This window comes from Photobacterium leiognathi, assembly GCF_030685535.1.
Lineage (GTDB): Bacteria > Pseudomonadota > Gammaproteobacteria > Enterobacterales > Vibrionaceae > Photobacterium > Photobacterium leiognathi.
In genome coordinates this window covers 2,559,899-2,577,841 of record NZ_CP131601.1, presented here as the reverse complement: position 1 = coordinate 2,577,841, position 17,943 = coordinate 2,559,899, and the positions used below count along the sequence as shown (strand labels likewise).

Here is a 17,943-nt window from a genome sequence, read left to right as displayed (position 1 = left end):
ATTTCTTCCTATCCAATAACTTAAAAAATGGTGGCACCAGTATCAGCACTTGATACGTTATGGCGCATGTTTGCAAACAGTTGACGACCAAAGGTCAGTGCTGGTGTGTCTAAGGTATATGTGGCAGTACGAGCACTGAGATCGGCTTGAACGGTTAGTTCACCCGTGACTGCATTTAATTCAATCATATCGCCATCTTCCACTAAACCAATTGCACCGCCACGTAATGCTTCAGGTGTAATGTGAATAGCTGCAGGGATTTTGCCTGATGCACCAGATAGGCGACCATCCGTTACTAGCGCTACTTTATAGCCTTTCTTCTGGATATTCCCCAAAATTGGCATCAATTTGTGAAGCTCAGGCATACCATTTGCCGCAGGACCATTATGGGTCACGACAATGATCGCATCTTGATCTAATAAGCCTTGCTTGTAGGCTTTTTCAACCTCGTTTTGACAACGGAAAACTTTTGCAGGCGCACAAATATGTTGATGCTCAGCAGCAACGGCAGAGACTTTAATCACCGATTTTCCGATATTGCCCGCTAAGACTTTCAAGCCGCCAGTTGCGCTAAATACATGCTTAGGCGTACAAATTACATCACCATCAGTGGAATCATCACAAGCAGTCCAAATCAACTTACCGTTGTTGATACTTGGTGTTGTCATCACGTCACTAAAGTCACCAAAAGCGGTTTTCACTTCAGTGTTTAATAGTCCGTGTTGGTGTAGTGCTTTCATTAACGTTGGTACACCACCTGCTTGTTGGAAAGCATTAATGTCAGCAGGACCATTTGGGTACATGCGTACCAATAGCGGTACGACATCAGATAAATCGTTAATGTCATCCCAAGTTAAAATCAAACCTGCACAACGGGCAATCGCGACCATGTGTAAGCTGTGGTTAGTACTGCCACCAGATGCTAGCCATGCTACTAAACCGTTCACCAGACTTTCTGCTGTTACAACTTCATATAGTGGGCGGTATTGTGTCGATTGTTGATTTGCTGCCGCCGCAATACGACACGCAGATTCTTCGGTTAATGCTTTACGTAATTCGCTTGTCGGAGGCACAAATGCCGAGCCCGGTAGCATTAAGCCCATGGCTTCTAAAATCAGCTGATTGGTATTGGCTGTGCCGTAGAAGGTACAGGTGCCCGGAGAGTGATACGCTTGGCACTCCATCGTTAGTAGGGCATTTGAGTCCACTTCACCTGCTGCATATTGCTGACGAACGCTGACTTTCTCATCGTTACTGATGCCTGTTCCCATCGGGCCAACAGGTACAAATGCCGTCGGTAAATGCGCAAAAGATAATGCGCCCATTAATTGTCCCGGTGCGATTTTATCGCAGATGCTTAACAGTAATGTCGCATCAAATGCATTGTGACTTAGCGTGATCGCCGTTGCTTGCGCGACCACATCACGGGAAAACAGCGACATTTCCATACCCGGCTGACCTTGGGTAATACCGTCACACATCGCTGGCACACAACCTGCAACTTGGCTAGTGTGACCGTATTCAGCTAACGCTTTAGCAATGATGTCAGGGTAGAACTTATAAGGCTGGTGGGCACTTAGCATGTCGTTATAGCCGCTAACAATGGCAATGTTGGCATGGAGAAAATCAAGGATCGCTGATTTCTCTTGCGCGCAATTGGCTGCTACAACGTGGGCAAGGTTACCGCACGACAATTGGCTACGGCCTTTACCTGCTTGTTCCATTTCCTTGGTCATGGCGAGCCATTGTGAGTAACTCTCAGCGCTTCTTGCTTTAATACGCTCGGTAACGGCAGAAATGACAGGGTTCATAGGCTTGCTCCACGCAATTGCTCAACAGCGTTTTCAATAATGTCAGTGACTGAACCTTCGATAGAGACAGCGAATACACCTGCTTCATTAACAGGGCGTTCTAAGGTTTCAAGCTGGCTGGTTAACATGGTTTCACGCATAAAGTGACCTTTACGGGCACGCATACGCTCAAGGATCAGCTCACGATCGCCGTCTAAAAAGACGAAAGAGACGCTCTGATTGCCTTCACGGATTTGATCGCGATATTTCTTTTTCAAAGCAGAACACACAATGATCCCTACTTCGTTTTTATTTTCTAAGCTATATGCCGCATCACGAATGCGCTCTAGCCAAGGTTCACGATCAGCATCATTAAGAGGGGTGCCACTGTCCATTTTTTGAATGTTGGCTCTTGGGTGTAAATCATCGCCATCAATGAACTTTGCCTTTAAGCGAGCAGCGATACCTTCACCAATTGTTGATTTACCGCTACCACACACCCCCATTACAATAATGCTCTGACCTGCCATTTTTTTAACCTCTATCTCATTTTTGAATATCGATTGTTCGATTTACTTGTAAGTTACCATGTTACGGGTAACATGTTACCCGTAACATAAAGGGTTGTGAAGACTATCACAATAAAAATATTCACAACGAAATAACTATATTTTTGCCGGAGTAATCCTGTATGACGTTAGAACCAACCTACTTATTATTTATTGCGCTCTGTTCTATCTTGTTGTTATTACTGCTTATTATGAAATTCAGGTTACATGCTTTCTTAGCGTTAACCTTAGTGAGTTTTATTACAGCAGTGGTCACAGGTGTTAATGCTGATCAGGTTGTACCAACCATGATGTCGGGCTTTGGTGGCACGCTTGCCTCTGTTGCTCTACTGGTGGGTTTAGGCACCATGATTGGTCGAATTTTAGAAGTAACCTGTGGTGCGAAAGTATTAGCGGATACATTAATTGGTAGGTTCGGTTCTGAGCGAGCACCCTTTGCTTTAGGTGTCGCATCACTATTGTTTGGTTTCCCAATTTTCTTCGATGCTGGTCTAATGGTAATGATGCCAATCCTATTTAGTGTGGCGAAGCAATTTGGTGGCTCAACCATTAAATATGCATTACCAGTAGCGGGTGCATTTGCGGTAATGCACGCATTCTTGCCACCACACCCAGGCCCAGTTGCGGCAGGTGAACTGCTAGGTGCGAACATTGGTCTACTAACAATTGTTGGTTTAGTGATTGCATTACCAACATGGTACTTAGGTGCTTACCTTTACGGTTTATGGGCGGGTGAGCGATTCAAACTGCCACTGCCACAAGCATTTTTAGCAACTCAAGAAGTGATTGACGAAAACAACCTTCCTAAGTTCTCAACAGTGCTTGCGATTCTATTAATGCCGTTAGTACTGATCTTCATGGATACAGGTCTACACACACTAACAGTGATGGGCGTGGTTGATGGTCAAGATACTTGGGTAAACGTATTACGTATGTTGGGCAAAACGCCGATTGCTCTGATGATCACGTTACTATTCTGTTTGGCACTGTTCTCGAAAAACTACGGCATGGCAAAACTTGAAAAGCTATGTGGTGATTCACTTGCGCCAATCTGTGCGGTGATTCTGGTAACGGGTGCGGGTGGCATGTTCGGTGGCGTACTACGTGCAAGCGGTATTGGTGATGCGTTAGCAAATTTAATGTCAGATATGGGAATGCCTGTGATTGTGGCAGCATTCTTAGTCTCGACAGCACTTCGTGTAGCACAAGGTTCAGCAACGGTTGCTCTAACCACAACAGCGGCACTGATTGCCCCTATGGTTGCGGCAACAACAGGTTTAAGTGCATTAGATTTATGCTTCATCGTGATTGCGATTGCATCGGGTGCGACCGTGCTATCTCACTTCAACGATTCAGGATTCTGGCTAGTAGGTAAACTGCTAGACATGGATGAGAAAACGACACTAAAAACGTGGACGGTAATGGAAACACTTCTGGGTACGATTGCTTTCATTATTGCTGCAACACTAAGCGTTTTCCTATAAATTAAAACAACGTGTAGAAGCCAATACGGGAGTAGCAATACTCCCGTATTTTTTTATAAGGACTTTATCCATGACAACCGAAAGTACGCCAATGATAAGCTGCGATTGGGCAACTGCCGATCCACTGTTACAGCATTATCATGATACTGAGTGGGGTAACACTATCAGAGATGATAACGCCCTTGCCGAATGCTTTATTTTAGAGAGTATGCAAAGCGGATTAAGCTGGTTAACGGTGCTACGTAAACGTCCTGCTTATAGGGCAGCTTTTCTTGATTTTGATTTAGAAAAAATTGAAAACGAGTTATTACCTCAGCCTCGAGAATGGTTAGTTGAGCATATTTGTCAGCAGTTCGATGTCATTAAGCACAAAGGTAAAATCGCGGCGGCATTGAATAACCTCGAACTGTTAATTGCAGTGCGAAAACACACTCCATTAGTCGATTTCTTCTGGCTGTTTGTTGATAACAAAGCTGTGGTGAATCAATGGCAGACCATGGCAGAAGTCCCATCGCAAACTGAGCAATCAGCACACATGAGTAAGGTGCTAAAAAAGCAAGGTTTTAAATTTATAGGTGCGGTGACATGCTATTCGTTTATGCAAGCCGTTGGGATGGTGAACGATCATCTAACGACGTGTCACTGTTATTCAAATAATAGCTAGTTATTGATATTGCTAAACTTTTATTTAGGCACATTTGCAAAGTTAGTTTGAGTGATAAAGCAATGTAACGCTTTAGAGAAGCGTACTATGCTTTATCGATATTTCTCTTATAAATAACAATAACAAAGGTGTCTTCATGGAAAGTGGGGATAGCAACATCATCATTCATGTCATTTCAGTGTTGTTTAACATGTCATGGCAAATCTTTTGGCCTCTTGCCTTTGGCTTGATCCTTTCATCCTTTATCCGCCATTTATTACCTGTTGATACCGTGGTTAAACACTTGGGTAAAACCGATGCCAAAAGCTTAACCTTTACAACGATTCTCGGCATGGTGTCTTCGTCATGCTCTTATGCGGCGGCTTCTCTTTCACATACTTTGTTAGCGAAAAAAGCGACCTTGGCGAATGCAATGGCATTTTTAGTATCTAGTACCAACTTGATAGTGGAAATGTTCATTGTGCTGGTGGCATTAATGGGCTGGACATTCCTTTGGGGTGAAGTGATTGGTGGCTTGATATTAATCGCAACCGTAGGCTTTTTGTTTAGTCGTTTTTATCCTAAAGAGGTCGAGCAAGAGCTACGCCAGCATATTGAAAGTGCAGAGCCTGCTAAACATGCGCACAGTGATTGCGGTATGGATATGTCTAACATGAAGCATGAAACCAGTGATTGCGGCATGGATATGTCTAACATGAAGCATGAAACCAGCGATTGCGGTATGGATATGTCTAACATGAAGCATGAAACCAGTGATTGCGGTATGGATATGTCTAACATGAAGCATGAGAACCAGTGATTGCGGCATGGATATGTCTAACATGAAGCATGAAACCAGCGATTGCGGTATGGATATGTCTAACATGAAGCATGAAACCAGTGATTGCGGTATGGATATGTCGAGCATGAAACATGATCACATGGATATGCCAGCGCAAAAAGAGACAGGCTTGATGTCTAAAATCATCAAGTCAGCAGGTTTCTTCCAAATGGATCTCGCCATGATAGGCAAAGAGATCTTAATTGGCGTGGTGGTGTCATCCATCTTGATTGCGCTTGTCCCCCAAGAAGGGTGGAAAGCGTTATTCATCAGTAACGATGTTGGCTTACCGACATGGCTTCACTCATTGCTCGATGTCATTATTGGTATTTTCGTCGCCATGATCGCCTATGTCTGTTCAGTAGGTAACTTAATCTTGGCGGCAGCCTTGTGGCATGGTGGTATTTCATTTGGTGGGGTGATTGGTTTTATCCTTGCCGATGTATTAACCATTCCAATGATCGGCGTATACAAAAAATATTACGGCAAACGTCCAACAAAATGGATGGTAGGGTTACTTTTCCTTTCAATCCTATTTACCGGTTTATGTGTCGATGCCATCTTCAACGGCTTTGGTTGGGTAAGTACCGATCAAACGGTCAGAACCTTAAACCAGTCTGGCTTTGGGGTGAACATGACGACAGTGATGAACCTGATCTTCATTCCGCTTTCAATTTGGTATTACCGTTTAGGTAAAAAAGCTAATGCTGGCATGGGAATGAGCATGTAATTACTTATTTTCGTAGGTAGAAGAGATAACAAAAAAGCCGTAGCGCTTAGTTATGAAAACATAACAGCGACACGGCTTTTCTTTTAAGTGGTTTGTCTTTTAACAATGGGCAAGAAAAAGGGATTAGCCTTTGTTTTCTAAACCACCCACCACTTCAAATAGATTTGGTAAGAATGCAGAGAACTCGCCACCCATCAGTGATAAATCAGCATCAATACGTTGTGCAACATCTTCACGATCGATGTCTTCGTTTTGATCTTTAAGCTCATCAGAGAACTTCAAACGCTTCACTGTTAAATCATCGGCAAGCACAAAGTCGATACGATCTTGCCAGTTCATCGCCAGCTTAGTTACAACCTTGTTGGCTTCAATGTGAGCAAGAATTTCATCACAGTTCAGATCTTGTTGCTTACAACGGATCACACCGCCATCTTCTTCAACAGCTTTAAATTCTGCTTCTTCACCCATAGTGAAACCGTGTGGCGCTTCGTTGCTGCGAACCCATTCAGTCATGGTTAACGCCAATGGTTTTTCTGCTACAACAGGCACAACAGGTAAACTACCGATAGACTTACGTAGCAGAGCTAACATATCTTCAGCTTTTTTGAAGCTACCTGCATCGACAATGATGAAACCCAGCTTTGGCATGATCAGAGCGTAAGTTTGCGATTTACGGCTAAATGCGCGAGGCAGTAAATCCATAACGATTTCATCTTTCAGGGTGTCTTTCTCAGTCTTTTTCAGTTTACGACCAAGATCTTTTTCCTGCATTTCAATCTTGTTGTTCAGTGATTCTTTGATCACCGATGCTGGCAGCATTTTTTCTTCTTTGCGTGCACAGATCAAAATGTTGTCGCCAGAAACATGAGTAAACATGTCACCGTGTTTGCCTAGCGCATGTGCCCAGCCAAACTTTTGAATGTCTTGGCTACCACAAGGCGTGAAGCGAAATTCTTCCAGCTGCTTTTCCAGTTGGTCTGCATTTAAATCAATTTCACGGGTAAAGCGGTAAGTCAGTAAATTCTTAAACCACATCATGGCAGTCACACTTCCTAGGGTTAAACAGTTGGGGCGCACATCTTAACTCAACCACTAAAAATTACTAAGTAGCGATTCAAAATTAGCGTCAAGATAGAGTAATAAGAAGGGAAAACGTGAAGTGATATGAAAAACAAAGCCACTGATGAAAAGTGGCTTTGTTGATAACGGGAATAAAGCGAACGTCTAATCCCGTTGTTGACCAGATGTTTTAAAAGGATTGCTAGAAATGCACTTATTTAGCAGGTGCAAAATCTTCAGCAGCTTGGCGGTGTGCAGTGTAGATTGCTTCACCGTCACTTTCTGCATCGAAGATAACAGTCACATCAGGTGAGAACAGAATAACGTCACCTACTTCAGCAACATATTTGTTGCCGTCAGTATCACGTACCACAATCTTACCTTTAGTAACCACTTTATACTCTACTGAATCGTAGAAGTATTCAAACTCTACGCCCGGAGACATAGTGAAGTGACCAATCGTCAATGGCGCACTGTTGTTAGTAACAGCAACTTCAGCCATATCACTTTTTAAGCCTTCAACTTCTAGTAGTTTGCTTAGGTCATTTAGCTTAAAAGAGCCTGCTTTGATCAGTGTGATGCCTGGCTTTTCCGTTAATGTAGTCATTGGATTTGTCCTTCTTTTTTATAATAAAAAGCTGGCGAACACTCTCCAGCCTTTTTGTAGGGTGTTGCTTTATTTTTTTGTTACAGGCACCGAATCGTTATGGTTGTTGTTGGTGTCGATGTCGATGTGTTTACTTGCTATTGAACAGGTAATAGCCTTTATATATCCTAACTATTACCTATTTGAAATAACCAAAATGCCTTTAGTTATAGAGGCTGGTAGTTGATTATTTATCTGCTGCTGATAGTAGTTTTTCAGCAAAGCTTAGGTGCGTTTTAGGTTGAGTGAACACCACACCAGAGTGTGAATGCTCTGCAGTGCCTTGTTTTTGGTAGTGCTGTACATTCATGTTGTTAGCAACAGCTTTTTCAAATTGTACGTTACCTGTGAAGTTGCCATCTTTTGCTGAAACGTTGTAAGACATAGCGATAATAGCGGCTGCGATAGTTGCTTTAATAACTGTTTTCATGAGTAATAAAACCTTGTGTATTTATGTTTATGAACGCCTTGTGCGTTTCGATGGGTGTTATATTAATTTTTTCAAAAATAAAAACAATAACGTAATTTGGTAATTAATTATTACTTATGCGTAATAATTAAGGTGGGTTGTATTGGTAGGGATTAGTGATGGGATGTATGTGGTTGAATCTAATTAACTAATTTGATTTAAATTAAATTAGTTGCGTATATAATGCCCTCCTTTTTTATGCTGAATTAATATATGAACAACGAAAGAAGAAAAGCATTTGGCTTTATTGGTGTTTTTTTTACGCTGATGCTAGGTTTGGCTCCTTTGGAAGCAGAAGCAAGAAGAGGGCGTCGTCGTTCGAGCACAAGAAGAAGACGTTATTCCACTTCATATAGTTCTTCATATCGAAGTGTTAGTAATAATAACTATCGAAGTACTAACAGCCGTCGCCACTCATCGATAAAAGCTTATGTAGTAACTGCTAGTAGTCTCAATGTGCGAAGTGAACCAAAGCCTGATTCAAAAGTGTTAGGAAAGGTGGTTAGAGGACAAAAACTATCAGTGCTCAGTTCTGATAATGCATTATTTTATAAAATAAATTTCAATGATCAGATTGGTTATGTCAGTAAGAAATACGTTAGATATCAGTAAATGATCTATTTGTATTTCTTCTTGTGAATATAAAAGTCGCTGCAGCGACTTTTTTCTTTTTAGATGAAATATTTATATGGAAGGGAACTAGGGAAATGATTTAGTTTTAATTATTTCAAATATTATATGGAGTAAATGAATGATTAAGTTCGATACAGAAGCACAAAACATTTATCTCAAGGTATATTAACTGTTGAAGTTGATGGAATTAATAATAAAAAATTACATAAAATGTTCTGTGAAGCTCAAAGATATAGAAGAGCTAATTTAAGGGATACATCTCAAATACAGCGCGCAGAGAGCGTAGTTTATTCATGTATAAGAGTGGTGCGTTGCTTATATCTTTCTGATGATGCAAAGATGCAAGTATTTGATGTACATGAACACTTCTTTGAAGCACTTCAACAATTTAAAATAGCCGAAGAGGAGTTTGGTTGTGGATTTGAATTGTGATTTAGCTTTAAAAGACTATCTATTCACTTTACGCTTTTTTATATCAATTCACTTAAAAACAAACCTGCTCCCCCCAAACTAACTCCCTGACTTATTTATCAAAAATAAAATTCCGTGATAGCTGCGCAAGGCAGTGAAATAGCGGATGTGGTTTGGGACTTCTCACGGTACAATCAGCAGATTATTTCTGGCTAGGTTGCGCATTATATTATGAAAATTATCCATACCTCTGACTGGCACTTAGGTCATCAACTCCACGGCTATAACCGCGAATATGAACACCAAGCGTTCTTAGATTGGTTAGCCGATGAACTTGAAACTCAGCAAGCCGATGCCTTGTTAGTGGCAGGGGATATTTTCGACACTGCCAACCCGCCAGCCAGCAGTTGGCGCATGCTTTATCGCTTTTTGGCGAAAGTATCTAAAACGCTACCGAATTTAGATGTGGTCATGATTGGTGGTAACCACGATTCACCAAGTAAGCTTGATGCGCCCCATGAACTATTAAAAGCCTTTGATTTACATATGGTTGGCGGTATCCATCGCTTAGATGATGGCACGTTAGATGTTGAGCGTATGTTGGTGCCCATATCTAATAAAGATCAACAAACGGCTGCTTATGTTCTCGCTGTACCATTCTTACGCAGTGCTGATTTACGCACTGATAACCTTGATGAAAACGACGATCGGCTAATCAAAGGCGTCGAAGTGCTATATGGTGAAATGACCCAAGCTGCCCGAAACTTGCTTACGCCAGAACAAGCAATGATCGGCATGGGACACGCATATATGGCATCAGGGCAACTATCTGAAATGTCAGAGCGTCGTGTACTAGGCGGTAATCAACATGCGCTACCGGCTTCGATTTTTGCTGATGACATGAGTTATGTCGCCCTTGGGCATTTACACTTAGCACAAAAAGTGGCGAAGAAAGAGCATGTGCGTTACAGCGGCTCGCCAATTCCGCTGTCGATGTCAGAGCGTAACTATAAGCACCAAATTCTATCGGTAGAGTTTGATGGTTGTGATGTTAAAGCCATTGAAGAGATCAGTATTCCTCGCAGTGTAGATATGCTCAAAGTACCAACCAAATCCGCGCCGCTAGATGAAGTATTAGCTGCATTAAAAGCGCTACCTGATGATGAACTGCCACGTGAGCAACAACCGTTTTTAGAAGTGCATGTGCTGCTTGATAAGCCGCAAGCTTTACTGCGTGAAAAAGTGCTGCAAGCATTAGAAGGCAAGTCAGTACGCCTTGCCAAAATCACTCCGCACTACAATCAGCGCGAGCAACAAGACAGTTTACAACATCGCCGTTTATCAGATGTTTCACCACAACAGGTGTTTGCCTTGAGCTGGAATAAGAAGTTCGATGGTGAGCCAACCGAAGCTATGGCAGAAGCCTTTGAAACTCTATTAACTCAAGTTGAAGAACAAGAATAAGAGAGATAATAACAATGAAAATCCTTGCGCTTCGTGGTGAAAATTTAGCGAGTTTACAAAGCCAATTTGAGATTGATTTTGCTGGCGGTCGCTTAGGTGACGCAGGCTTATTTGCAATCACAGGTAAAACTGGGGCAGGTAAATCTACTTTGCTCGATGCCATTTGCTTGGCGTTATACGATCGTATTCCTCGCTTACAATCTAACAAAAAGAATGATGCTGAAATCGGTCGTGATGATGAAGATAACCGCATCAAAGCCAATGATGTGCGTAGCATCTTATCGCGCGGTAAAGGCGAAGGTTTTGCCGAAGTCGATTTTGTTGCTAATGATGGTTCACATTGGCGTGCTCACTGGCATGTTCGCCGTGCTCGTGGTCGTGCTGAAGGTAAAATTCAAGCGGCGGAACAATGGTTAGAAAATATTGAAACAGGGCAACGTTTCGCAGGCAAAAAACAAGAGTTACAAGCAGAAATTGAAAAGCTAATCGGGCTGAGTTTCGATCAATTTCGTCGTGCTGTGATGTTGCCACAAGGCGAGTTTGCAGCATTTCTAAAAGCAGGGGCTGATGAACGTGCAGCGCTATTAGAGCGAATGACGGGCGGTGAGATCTACGGTCAATTATCCATTGCTGCTTATGAACGAGCCAAAGATGAAAAGCTTAAACTGACACAGCTGCAAGGCAAGTTAGGTGATATCGCACTGCTAACCGATGAAGAGCGTGATGCATTAAATGCCCAATTAGCGACGACTCGTGAGCAAGTGACGAGCCAGCAACAAAAGCTAGAGCAACTTAAACAGCACCAAGAGGTGTTGGTCAATGCTGAAAAAATGACGCAACGTATTGGTGAAAGCGAGCAACAATTAGTTCAAGCCAAGCAAGCACAACAATTGGCTGCGCCACGTTATCTGCAACTTGAAAAATATGAGCAAGCACTACCTGCTCGCGGTGATTTCACGCTATTAACCCAAGCTCAGCAACAAGTTATCAAGTGGCAGCAATCACTGCAATCAGCCACCATTGAAGTAACAGCTAAGCAGCAACAACAAGGGCAATTACAAACCAGTGTTGAGCAAAGCCAGCAGCAATTAGCGCAAAAACAACAAGCATTCAATGTACTTGAACCAAAGTTAAAACAAGCGGCCAATATTGAGCAAAAGCGTGATGGTCTGCAGCAACAAAGTGCGGAGCTGCAACAGCAATTAGCTGGCTTAAATAAAGAACTGACTGCACAGCGTGAGCAACTAGCAAATAAGCAACAGCAGCAACAGTTAGCGCAATCACAACAGCAACAAGTGACGGCAGCATTGGCTCAAACACAAGGGGTAAAAGCCTTGGCTGAGCAGCAAAATGCGATCAAAGATAACATTAGCCAGTTCCAGCAAGCACAAAGCCAAATTGCCCAGTTGCAAACTGACATAAAGCAGCGTGAAACAACGTTAGCATCAGTGACGCAGCAGCAAATCCAGTTCGATAAACAGTTATCAGCATTGGATCAGCAAAAGCTGCAATTAACCGAGCAAACCGCAGCGCACGATCTTACTGCATTAGAGCAGTTACAAGATCAAGAACGCCAACACTATGCGGCGTATCAGCAATTAAGTAGCAAGCTTAAAGAGAGCTTGTTTGGTCTTGATAAATGGCATGGCTTGTTGCAACAGCGTGATAAATCTCAGCTCACGCAGCAAGGTTTAATCAATAGCATTGCCACTAGTGAGCAGCGTTTAGCGGCATTAGCCCCTGAGTTATTACAACTCGATGCTCAGCATAAAGAAGTGGAATTTCAGTTAAACCAAAGCCGCGCGGTAATGAGCTTAACTGACTATCGAGAGCAACTTGTAGAAGGTGAAGCTTGTCCATTATGTGGCTCGGAAACCCATCCTTATCAGCAGCATAACCCACAAGTTGAAAGCATTATTAGCCAGCAACAGCAGCGATTACAGCAATTAGCTAAGCAATTGCAAGATGCGCATGCTGAGCAGCGCCAGCTAACTCAATCAATCACCCAAGATAAGCAACGTCAAACCGAGCTTGAGCAAGATATCGCAGGATTAAATAACACCATTCAAGGGTTAGTGAATCATCAGCAATGCCACTGGACAGATTTAATGGCAGTGGAGCTTGATGCTATTACTTTGGCTGAAATTACCTTATCGACTGACAGTGATGTAGCCCAGCTTTCTCATTACCAAGCCAATTGGTCACAAGCTGTCGATGATGCCAAAGCGCAAATGTTGCAAATCAAAGATCAAGGTGAACAGCGTAAAGTGCTGATTGAAGAGGTTAAAAAACAACAGCTTCAGTTACAGCAGTTAACAAAGCAAGAAGCCGAGTTGAAAGAGCAATGTTACCTGTTAACTCAGCAACAAACCCAAGCACAAGAGCAGCTCAATGCCTTTACGGCACAAGCTAACAGTTTGCAAAATGTGGTTGCTGAAAGACAACAAGCGTTAATGGCTATCTATGGCAATGATGCATGGTTAAACGCTTTAGCCCAGCAAGGAAAAGCTGGCTTTATTGCCGATTTAGAGCTGCAAATTCAGCAATATCAAACCAATATTGAGCAACAACAACAGCTTGAAAAACAGCTGACAGAGCTTTCGCCAGTGCTCGCAACGTTAACTAATAGCTTGCAACATGCAGAGCAGCAAACCAATGACATCACAGCCAAAGTGACTCATCTTGCGAAAGAGCAACAGGCTTGTTGGCAACAACGGGTGGAATTAGTAGGTGAGCAGCCACTCGATACCATTGAACGCTCAGCAAAAGCAGATATTGAAGCGCAGCAGCAACAGTGCCAACAGCTACAAACACAACTAAACCAACTAGCAGAAGTGATTGCTGCAGAGCTAACTAAGCAGCAGAACGCGACTCAACAGTTGGCGGAATCTGAAACGGCACAGCAAAAGCAACTACAAGTGTGGCAAGCATGGTTAGCAAAACTGGCGTTAACGGAAGCAGAATTAACAGCACTGTTGAGCAAAGACGAAACATGGTTACAACAAGAGCGCACTGAGCTTAAACAGTTAGAGCAAGCTGTGTCGCAAGGCGAAACCATTGTTAAAGAAAGACAGCAAGCAAAGGTGGATTATCAGCCAACGGTTGAACTTGCCAAGCAGTGGTTTAGTGAGCATGACATCAGTGATGATGCTTCAACCCAGCAGCAATTGTTTAGCCAATGGCAGACAGAAAAGTCACAACTGGATGATCAGGTATTCCAATTACGCCTGCGCTTAGATTTAGGCGAGCAAGCTGAAAAACAAGCAGGGGATTTACGCTCTGCATTAGCGACCCAGCAAACGCAAACTGAGCTGTGGATGGAAATGAGCGATTTAATTGGCTCAGCAACAGGTAATAAATTCCGTACCTTGGCACAAGGGTTAACGCTGCAACAGTTAGTGATTAATGCCAATGAGCACCTTCATGATCTTGCGCCTCGTTATGCGCTACAACCTGTACCGAGCAGCCCGTTAGCACTGCAAGTCATTGACCATGATATGGGTGATGAAGTGCGCAGCGTGGAATCGTTATCTGGTGGTGAAAGTTTCTTAGTGTCGCTGTCGTTGGCATTAGCGTTAGCATCGCTTGCTGCTGATACCCGTCAATTAGGTTCGCTATTTATTGATGAAGGCTTTGGTACGCTCGATCCTGATAGCTTAGAAATGGCATTAGCCTGTTTAGATGCGTTGCAAGCAGATGGTCGCCAAATCGGGGTAATTTCTCACGTTGGTACGCTGGTAGAGCGTATTGGCGTACAAGTAGCGGTAGAAGCACAAGGTGGTGGACGTAGTAATATTGCCATAAAAGGTTAATATTAGTGATATTTAACCTATTGTAATTATTTAACATTTATCTTTTTCATCGACGCAAATCGACCTGTTTCTTAAAACTGATATTCAACTTGGTTTATAGTTTTATTACAGCGGGTCACAAAAGTGTAATATTAAACACACATAATGGCGCAGGTCAGATGAAGCAAACGACTAGGTATAATTGATTATGGTAAGAAGGATTCTTGTAGTAGAAGATGAAGCTCCAATCCGCGAGATGCTATGTTTCGTGTTGGAGCAAAAGGGCTATCAAGCAATCGAAGCTGAGGACTATGACACAGCACTAGAAAAAATGTGCGAACCATACCCTGAGCTTATTCTAATGGACTGGATGTTACCGGGTGGTTCAGGCATTAACCTGATCAAACACCTTAAGCGCGATGAACTTACACGTCAGATCCCTGTGGTGATGTTAACAGCACGTGGTGAAGAAGAAGATAAGGTTCGTGGTCTTGAGGTTGGTGCAGATGATTACATCACTAAGCCATTCTCACCAAAAGAGTTAATGGCACGCTTAAAGGCAGTAATGCGTCGTGTATCACCAACGGCGTTAGACGATGTGATTGATGTACAAGGTCTAAAACTAGATCCAGTTTCTCACCGTGTTACTTCTGGTGATGAGCCATTAGATATGGGACCAACAGAATTTAAGATGCTGCACTTCTTTATGACGCACCAAGAGCGTGTATACAGTCGTGAACAGCTACTTAATAATGTTTGGGGTACGAACGTATATGTTGAAGACCGTACTGTTGATGTGCATATTCGTCGTTTACGCAAAGCGTTAGAAGCAGGTGGACACGATAAGTTAGTACAAACAGTGCGTGGAGCAGGTTATCGTTTTTCCACTCGCCTATAGTAGTGATTCACAACCCAAAGTAGGGTTGCCTCAATAAAGTAAAAATGAGCCTTCATCCATTATCGTCGTTTGATAAGGTTGGAGGTTATGTTGTTTATACGAGTAAAGAAATTAGATGTAACGGATCCATACCATAACTCCGTTACTAGGAGTAAAACATGGTCGAAAGATTGTCATGGAAAAAATTGGTATGGGAGCTGATTTTATTTTATCTGCCTTGGATCATTCTTGGGATGATTTTTGTCCATCTTCCGTGGTTTTTACTCGCCGCAACATGGATTCAACTGATCTGGCATTTTCATAATCAGCTAAAAATGTCAGATTGGTTGTGGAAAGATCGCAGCCTTACTCCTCCTTCCGGCTCTGGCAGTTGGGAGCCACTCTTCAATGGTATGTATCGCTTACAACAGCGTAATCGTCGTCGTCGCAAAGAGCTGACAACGCTGATCCGTCGTTTCCGTAATGGTGCTGAATCGTTACCTGATGCGGTGGTTGTTTTCCGCAGTGAAGGCAACATTGTGTGGTGTAACAAACTTGCTCAGCAATTATTAGGCTTACGTTGGCCTGATGATGCTGGTCAGCCGATCAGTAACTTATTACGCAGCCCTGATTTCGTCCGTTATTTATCACGTCAGTCGTTTGATACTCCTTTAGAAATCACTTCGCCAATGAACTACGACCGCACGTTAGAGCTTCGTATTATGCGCTACACCGAAGGCGAATACTTGATGGCAGTACGTGATGTCTCTCAGCTTAAACAGCTTGAAGGTATGCGTCGTAATTTCTTTGCTAACGTGTCTCACGAGCTTCGAACCCCAATGACGGTATTGCAGGGGTATTTGGAAATGTCGTCTGATCCAGACATGTTAGTCGGCCCGATGTGGGATCGCGCACATGGTGTGATGACTGAGCAGTTAGCACGAATGAATGCACTTGTAGAGCAGCTTCTTACCCTTTCTAAAATTGAGGCGGCTCCTACTATCGAATTAGAAGATGAAGTCGATGTGCCAGCGATGCTCGATATTTTAGAAAAAGAGGCGGTATCGCTGAGCGGTGATAAGAATCAGCAGATTAGTTTTGATGTCGACCATAGTTTGAAAGTGCTTGGTGATGATGATCAGCTACGTAGCGCGATTTCAAACTTGGTGTATAACGCGGTGAAACATACCCCAGCAGATGCTGATATTAACGTGCGTTGGTATCGTGTTGCTAATGGTGCTCGATTAGAAGTTACTGATAGCGGTGAGGGTATTGCAGCGCAGCATATTCACCGATTAACTGAGCGTTTCTACCGTGTTGATAAAGCACGTTCTCGTGAAACAGGTGGTAGTGGCTTAGGCTTAGCCATTGTAAAACACGCATTAAGCCATCACGATTCTCATCTGGAAATTGAAAGTGAACTAGAAAAAGGCAGTACTTTCTCATTCACTTTACCGTCACGTTTGGTTGCGGATAAAACAAATCCAACTGAATTAACCCATGACATTATTTAGTGATCTGATTGTATGCACATGAGAAGTACGCTTAATACGATTAAATCTTTGGGGATGGTAACTGCGCTGTGGCTTAGCGGCAGCACAGGCGCTTATGCACAAACGTCAGACGTTGCTTTAATGCCATATAAAAGAGTCAGTGGTATTTCAGGTAACTTATCTTCTGTAGGCTCAGATACCCTAGCGAACTTAATGACTTATTGGGCTGAAGAGTTTAAGCGTCGTTATCCGAATGTGAATATTCAAATTCAGACTGCTGGCTCGTCAACAGCCCCAACAGCCTTGGTTGAAGCAACGGCACAGATCGGCCCGATGAGCCGAATGATGAAAACCAAAGAGGTTGAAGCATTCGAGCAAGAGTATGGCTATAAGCCGACCGCAATTAAAGTAGCGGTGGATGCATTAGCGGTTTTCGTTCATGAAGATAACCCATTAAAAGGGATTAACTTTGAGCAATTGGATGCGATTTATTCTCGTACTTTGCGCTGTGGTGGGTTAGAGCCTATTAACCAATGGGGACAGTTAGGCTTAACGGGGAGTTGGCAAAATCGCGGTATTCAATTGTTTGGTCGTAACTCCGTATCAGGCACTTATGGTTACTTTAAAAAGCGAGCTCTATGCCGTGGCGATTTTCGCAATAACGTTAATGAACAACCGGGATCGGCCTCTGTTGTCCAGTCTGTCTCAACATCGTTAAATGCCATTGGTTACTCAGGTATTGGCTATAAAACGACAGGTATTAAAGCGATCCCTGTTGCCCGTGAAGGGGATGATTATGTGGAAGCGACAATTGAAAACTCCGTCAATGGACGCTACCCATTGTCGCGCTTTTTATATGTTTATGTGAATAAGCATCCGAATAAACCGTTAGCGCCGATGGAAGGCGAGTTCTTACGTTTTATCCTTTCCAGTGACGGTCAAAAAATCGTGCAAAAAGATGGTTATATCCCATTGCCTGTTGCTGTTGTAGAGCAAAACCTAGCCAAACTCGGTCTGTTAAAAGATTAAGAAAAACGCCAGCA

General features: G+C 42.9%; 13 protein-coding genes and 1 pseudogene. 9 read left to right on the top strand and 5 right to left on the bottom strand.

Annotated features, from left to right (window positions below; genetic code table 11):
* Window positions 1-20: 20 nt before the first annotated feature.
* Complete coding sequence (gene edd, locus Q7674_RS18690) at window positions 21-1,811, bottom strand: phosphogluconate dehydratase (RefSeq protein ID WP_045064544.1); 1,791 nt, start codon at window positions 1,809-1,811, stop codon at window positions 21-23.
* The gene (locus Q7674_RS18685; protein ID WP_305423085.1) at window positions 1,808-2,320 is read right to left on the bottom strand and encodes a gluconokinase; all 513 of its coding nucleotides are present in this window, start codon (window positions 2,318-2,320) and stop codon (window positions 1,808-1,810) included. The genes edd and Q7674_RS18685 overlap by 4 nt, the downstream gene beginning before the upstream one ends.
* 161 nt (window positions 2,321-2,481) lie before the next feature.
* On the opposite strand from Q7674_RS18685, the gene Q7674_RS18680 reads away from it, so the two are divergent.
* The 3 genes and pseudogenes from Q7674_RS18680 (at window position 2,482) to Q7674_RS18670 (ending at window position 6,057) form a co-directional block, all read left to right on the top strand.
* Window positions 2,482-3,843, top strand: a complete 1,362-nt coding sequence (locus Q7674_RS18680; RefSeq protein ID WP_305423083.1) for a GntP family permease — start codon at window positions 2,482-2,484, stop codon at window positions 3,841-3,843.
* Between the two features lie 70 nt (window positions 3,844-3,913).
* Window positions 3,914-4,507: a DNA-3-methyladenine glycosylase I gene (locus Q7674_RS18675; RefSeq protein WP_045064540.1), complete on the top strand. Its 594-nt coding sequence runs from the start codon at window positions 3,914-3,916 to the stop codon at window positions 4,505-4,507.
* Between the two features lie 136 nt (window positions 4,508-4,643).
* Window positions 4,644-6,057 (top strand): annotated as a pseudogene (locus Q7674_RS18670) (permease).
* Between the two features lie 123 nt (window positions 6,058-6,180).
* Here Q7674_RS18670 and rdgC read toward each other — a convergent pair.
* The 3 genes from rdgC to Q7674_RS18655 form a co-directional block, all read right to left on the bottom strand.
* Window positions 6,181-7,092 (bottom strand): recombination-associated protein RdgC, encoded by a 912-nt coding sequence (rdgC, locus tag Q7674_RS18665; RefSeq protein WP_181318051.1) that lies wholly within the window; start codon window positions 7,090-7,092, stop codon window positions 6,181-6,183.
* A 238-nt stretch (window positions 7,093-7,330) separates the two neighbouring features.
* On the bottom strand, window positions 7,331-7,723 hold the full coding sequence (locus Q7674_RS18660; protein ID WP_023931382.1) for a EutQ-related cupin domain-containing protein: 393 nt from the start codon (window positions 7,721-7,723) through the stop codon (window positions 7,331-7,333).
* Between the two features lie 226 nt (window positions 7,724-7,949).
* Window positions 7,950-8,192 (bottom strand): hypothetical protein, encoded by a 243-nt coding sequence (locus Q7674_RS18655; RefSeq protein ID WP_045064535.1) that lies wholly within the window; start codon window positions 8,190-8,192, stop codon window positions 7,950-7,952.
* Between the two features lie 252 nt (window positions 8,193-8,444).
* On the opposite strand from Q7674_RS18655, the gene Q7674_RS18650 reads away from it, so the two are divergent.
* The 6 genes from Q7674_RS18650 to Q7674_RS18625 all read left to right on the top strand — a co-directional run bounded on the left by Q7674_RS18650 (window position 8,445) and on the right by Q7674_RS18625 (window position 17,929).
* Complete coding sequence (locus tag Q7674_RS18650) at window positions 8,445-8,843, top strand: SH3 domain-containing protein (protein ID WP_080892224.1); 399 nt, start codon at window positions 8,445-8,447, stop codon at window positions 8,841-8,843.
* A 663-nt stretch (window positions 8,844-9,506) separates the two neighbouring features.
* Complete coding sequence (locus Q7674_RS18645) at window positions 9,507-10,739, top strand: exonuclease SbcCD subunit D C-terminal domain-containing protein (RefSeq protein WP_045064533.1); 1,233 nt, start codon at window positions 9,507-9,509, stop codon at window positions 10,737-10,739.
* Window positions 10,740-10,753: 14 nt separating this feature from the next.
* Window positions 10,754-14,551: an AAA family ATPase gene (locus Q7674_RS18640; protein WP_045064531.1), complete on the top strand. Its 3,798-nt coding sequence runs from the start codon at window positions 10,754-10,756 to the stop codon at window positions 14,549-14,551.
* 187 nt (window positions 14,552-14,738) lie between these two features.
* Window positions 14,739-15,428: a phosphate regulon transcriptional regulator PhoB gene (phoB, locus tag Q7674_RS18635; RefSeq protein ID WP_008987779.1), complete on the top strand. Its 690-nt coding sequence runs from the start codon at window positions 14,739-14,741 to the stop codon at window positions 15,426-15,428.
* 158 nt (window positions 15,429-15,586) lie between these two features.
* Window positions 15,587-16,921, top strand: coding sequence for a phosphate regulon sensor histidine kinase PhoR (gene phoR / locus Q7674_RS18630; RefSeq protein ID WP_305423078.1), 1,335 nt, complete (start codon window positions 15,587-15,589; stop codon window positions 16,919-16,921).
* Window positions 16,922-16,939: 18 nt separating this feature from the next.
* Window positions 16,940-17,929, top strand: coding sequence for a PstS family phosphate ABC transporter substrate-binding protein (locus tag Q7674_RS18625; protein WP_202443259.1), 990 nt, complete (start codon window positions 16,940-16,942; stop codon window positions 17,927-17,929).
* Window positions 17,930-17,943: the final 14 nt, after the last annotated feature.

Bases quoted from the DNA above. Each gene is read 5' to 3' on its own strand.
- Q7674_RS18640 (WP_045064531.1), top strand. From the start codon at position 10,754: ATGAAAATCCTTGCGCTTCGTGGTGAAAATTTAGCGAGTTTACAAAGC.
- Q7674_RS18660 (WP_023931382.1), bottom strand. From the start codon at position 7,723: ATGACTACATTAACGGAAAAGCCAGGCATCACACTGATCAAAGCAGGC.
- Q7674_RS18675 (WP_045064540.1), top strand. From the start codon at position 3,914: ATGACAACCGAAAGTACGCCAATGATAAGCTGCGATTGGGCAACTGCC.
- Q7674_RS18645 (WP_045064533.1), top strand. From the start codon at position 9,507: ATGAAAATTATCCATACCTCTGACTGGCACTTAGGTCATCAACTCCAC.
- Q7674_RS18655 (WP_045064535.1), bottom strand. From the start codon at position 8,192: ATGAAAACAGTTATTAAAGCAACTATCGCAGCCGCTATTATCGCTATG.
- Q7674_RS18650 (WP_080892224.1), top strand. From the start codon at position 8,445: ATGAACAACGAAAGAAGAAAAGCATTTGGCTTTATTGGTGTTTTTTTT.
- rdgC (WP_181318051.1), bottom strand. From the start codon at position 7,092: ATGTGGTTTAAGAATTTACTGACTTACCGCTTTACCCGTGAAATTGAT.
- phoR (WP_305423078.1), top strand. From the start codon at position 15,587: ATGGTCGAAAGATTGTCATGGAAAAAATTGGTATGGGAGCTGATTTTA.
- Q7674_RS18685 (WP_305423085.1), bottom strand. From the start codon at position 2,320: ATGGCAGGTCAGAGCATTATTGTAATGGGGGTGTGTGGTAGCGGTAAA.
- phoB (WP_008987779.1), top strand. From the start codon at position 14,739: ATGGTAAGAAGGATTCTTGTAGTAGAAGATGAAGCTCCAATCCGCGAG.
- Q7674_RS18625 (WP_202443259.1), top strand. From the start codon at position 16,940: ATGAGAAGTACGCTTAATACGATTAAATCTTTGGGGATGGTAACTGCG.
- Q7674_RS18680 (WP_305423083.1), top strand. From the start codon at position 2,482: ATGACGTTAGAACCAACCTACTTATTATTTATTGCGCTCTGTTCTATC.
- edd (WP_045064544.1), bottom strand. From the start codon at position 1,811: ATGAACCCTGTCATTTCTGCCGTTACCGAGCGTATTAAAGCAAGAAGC.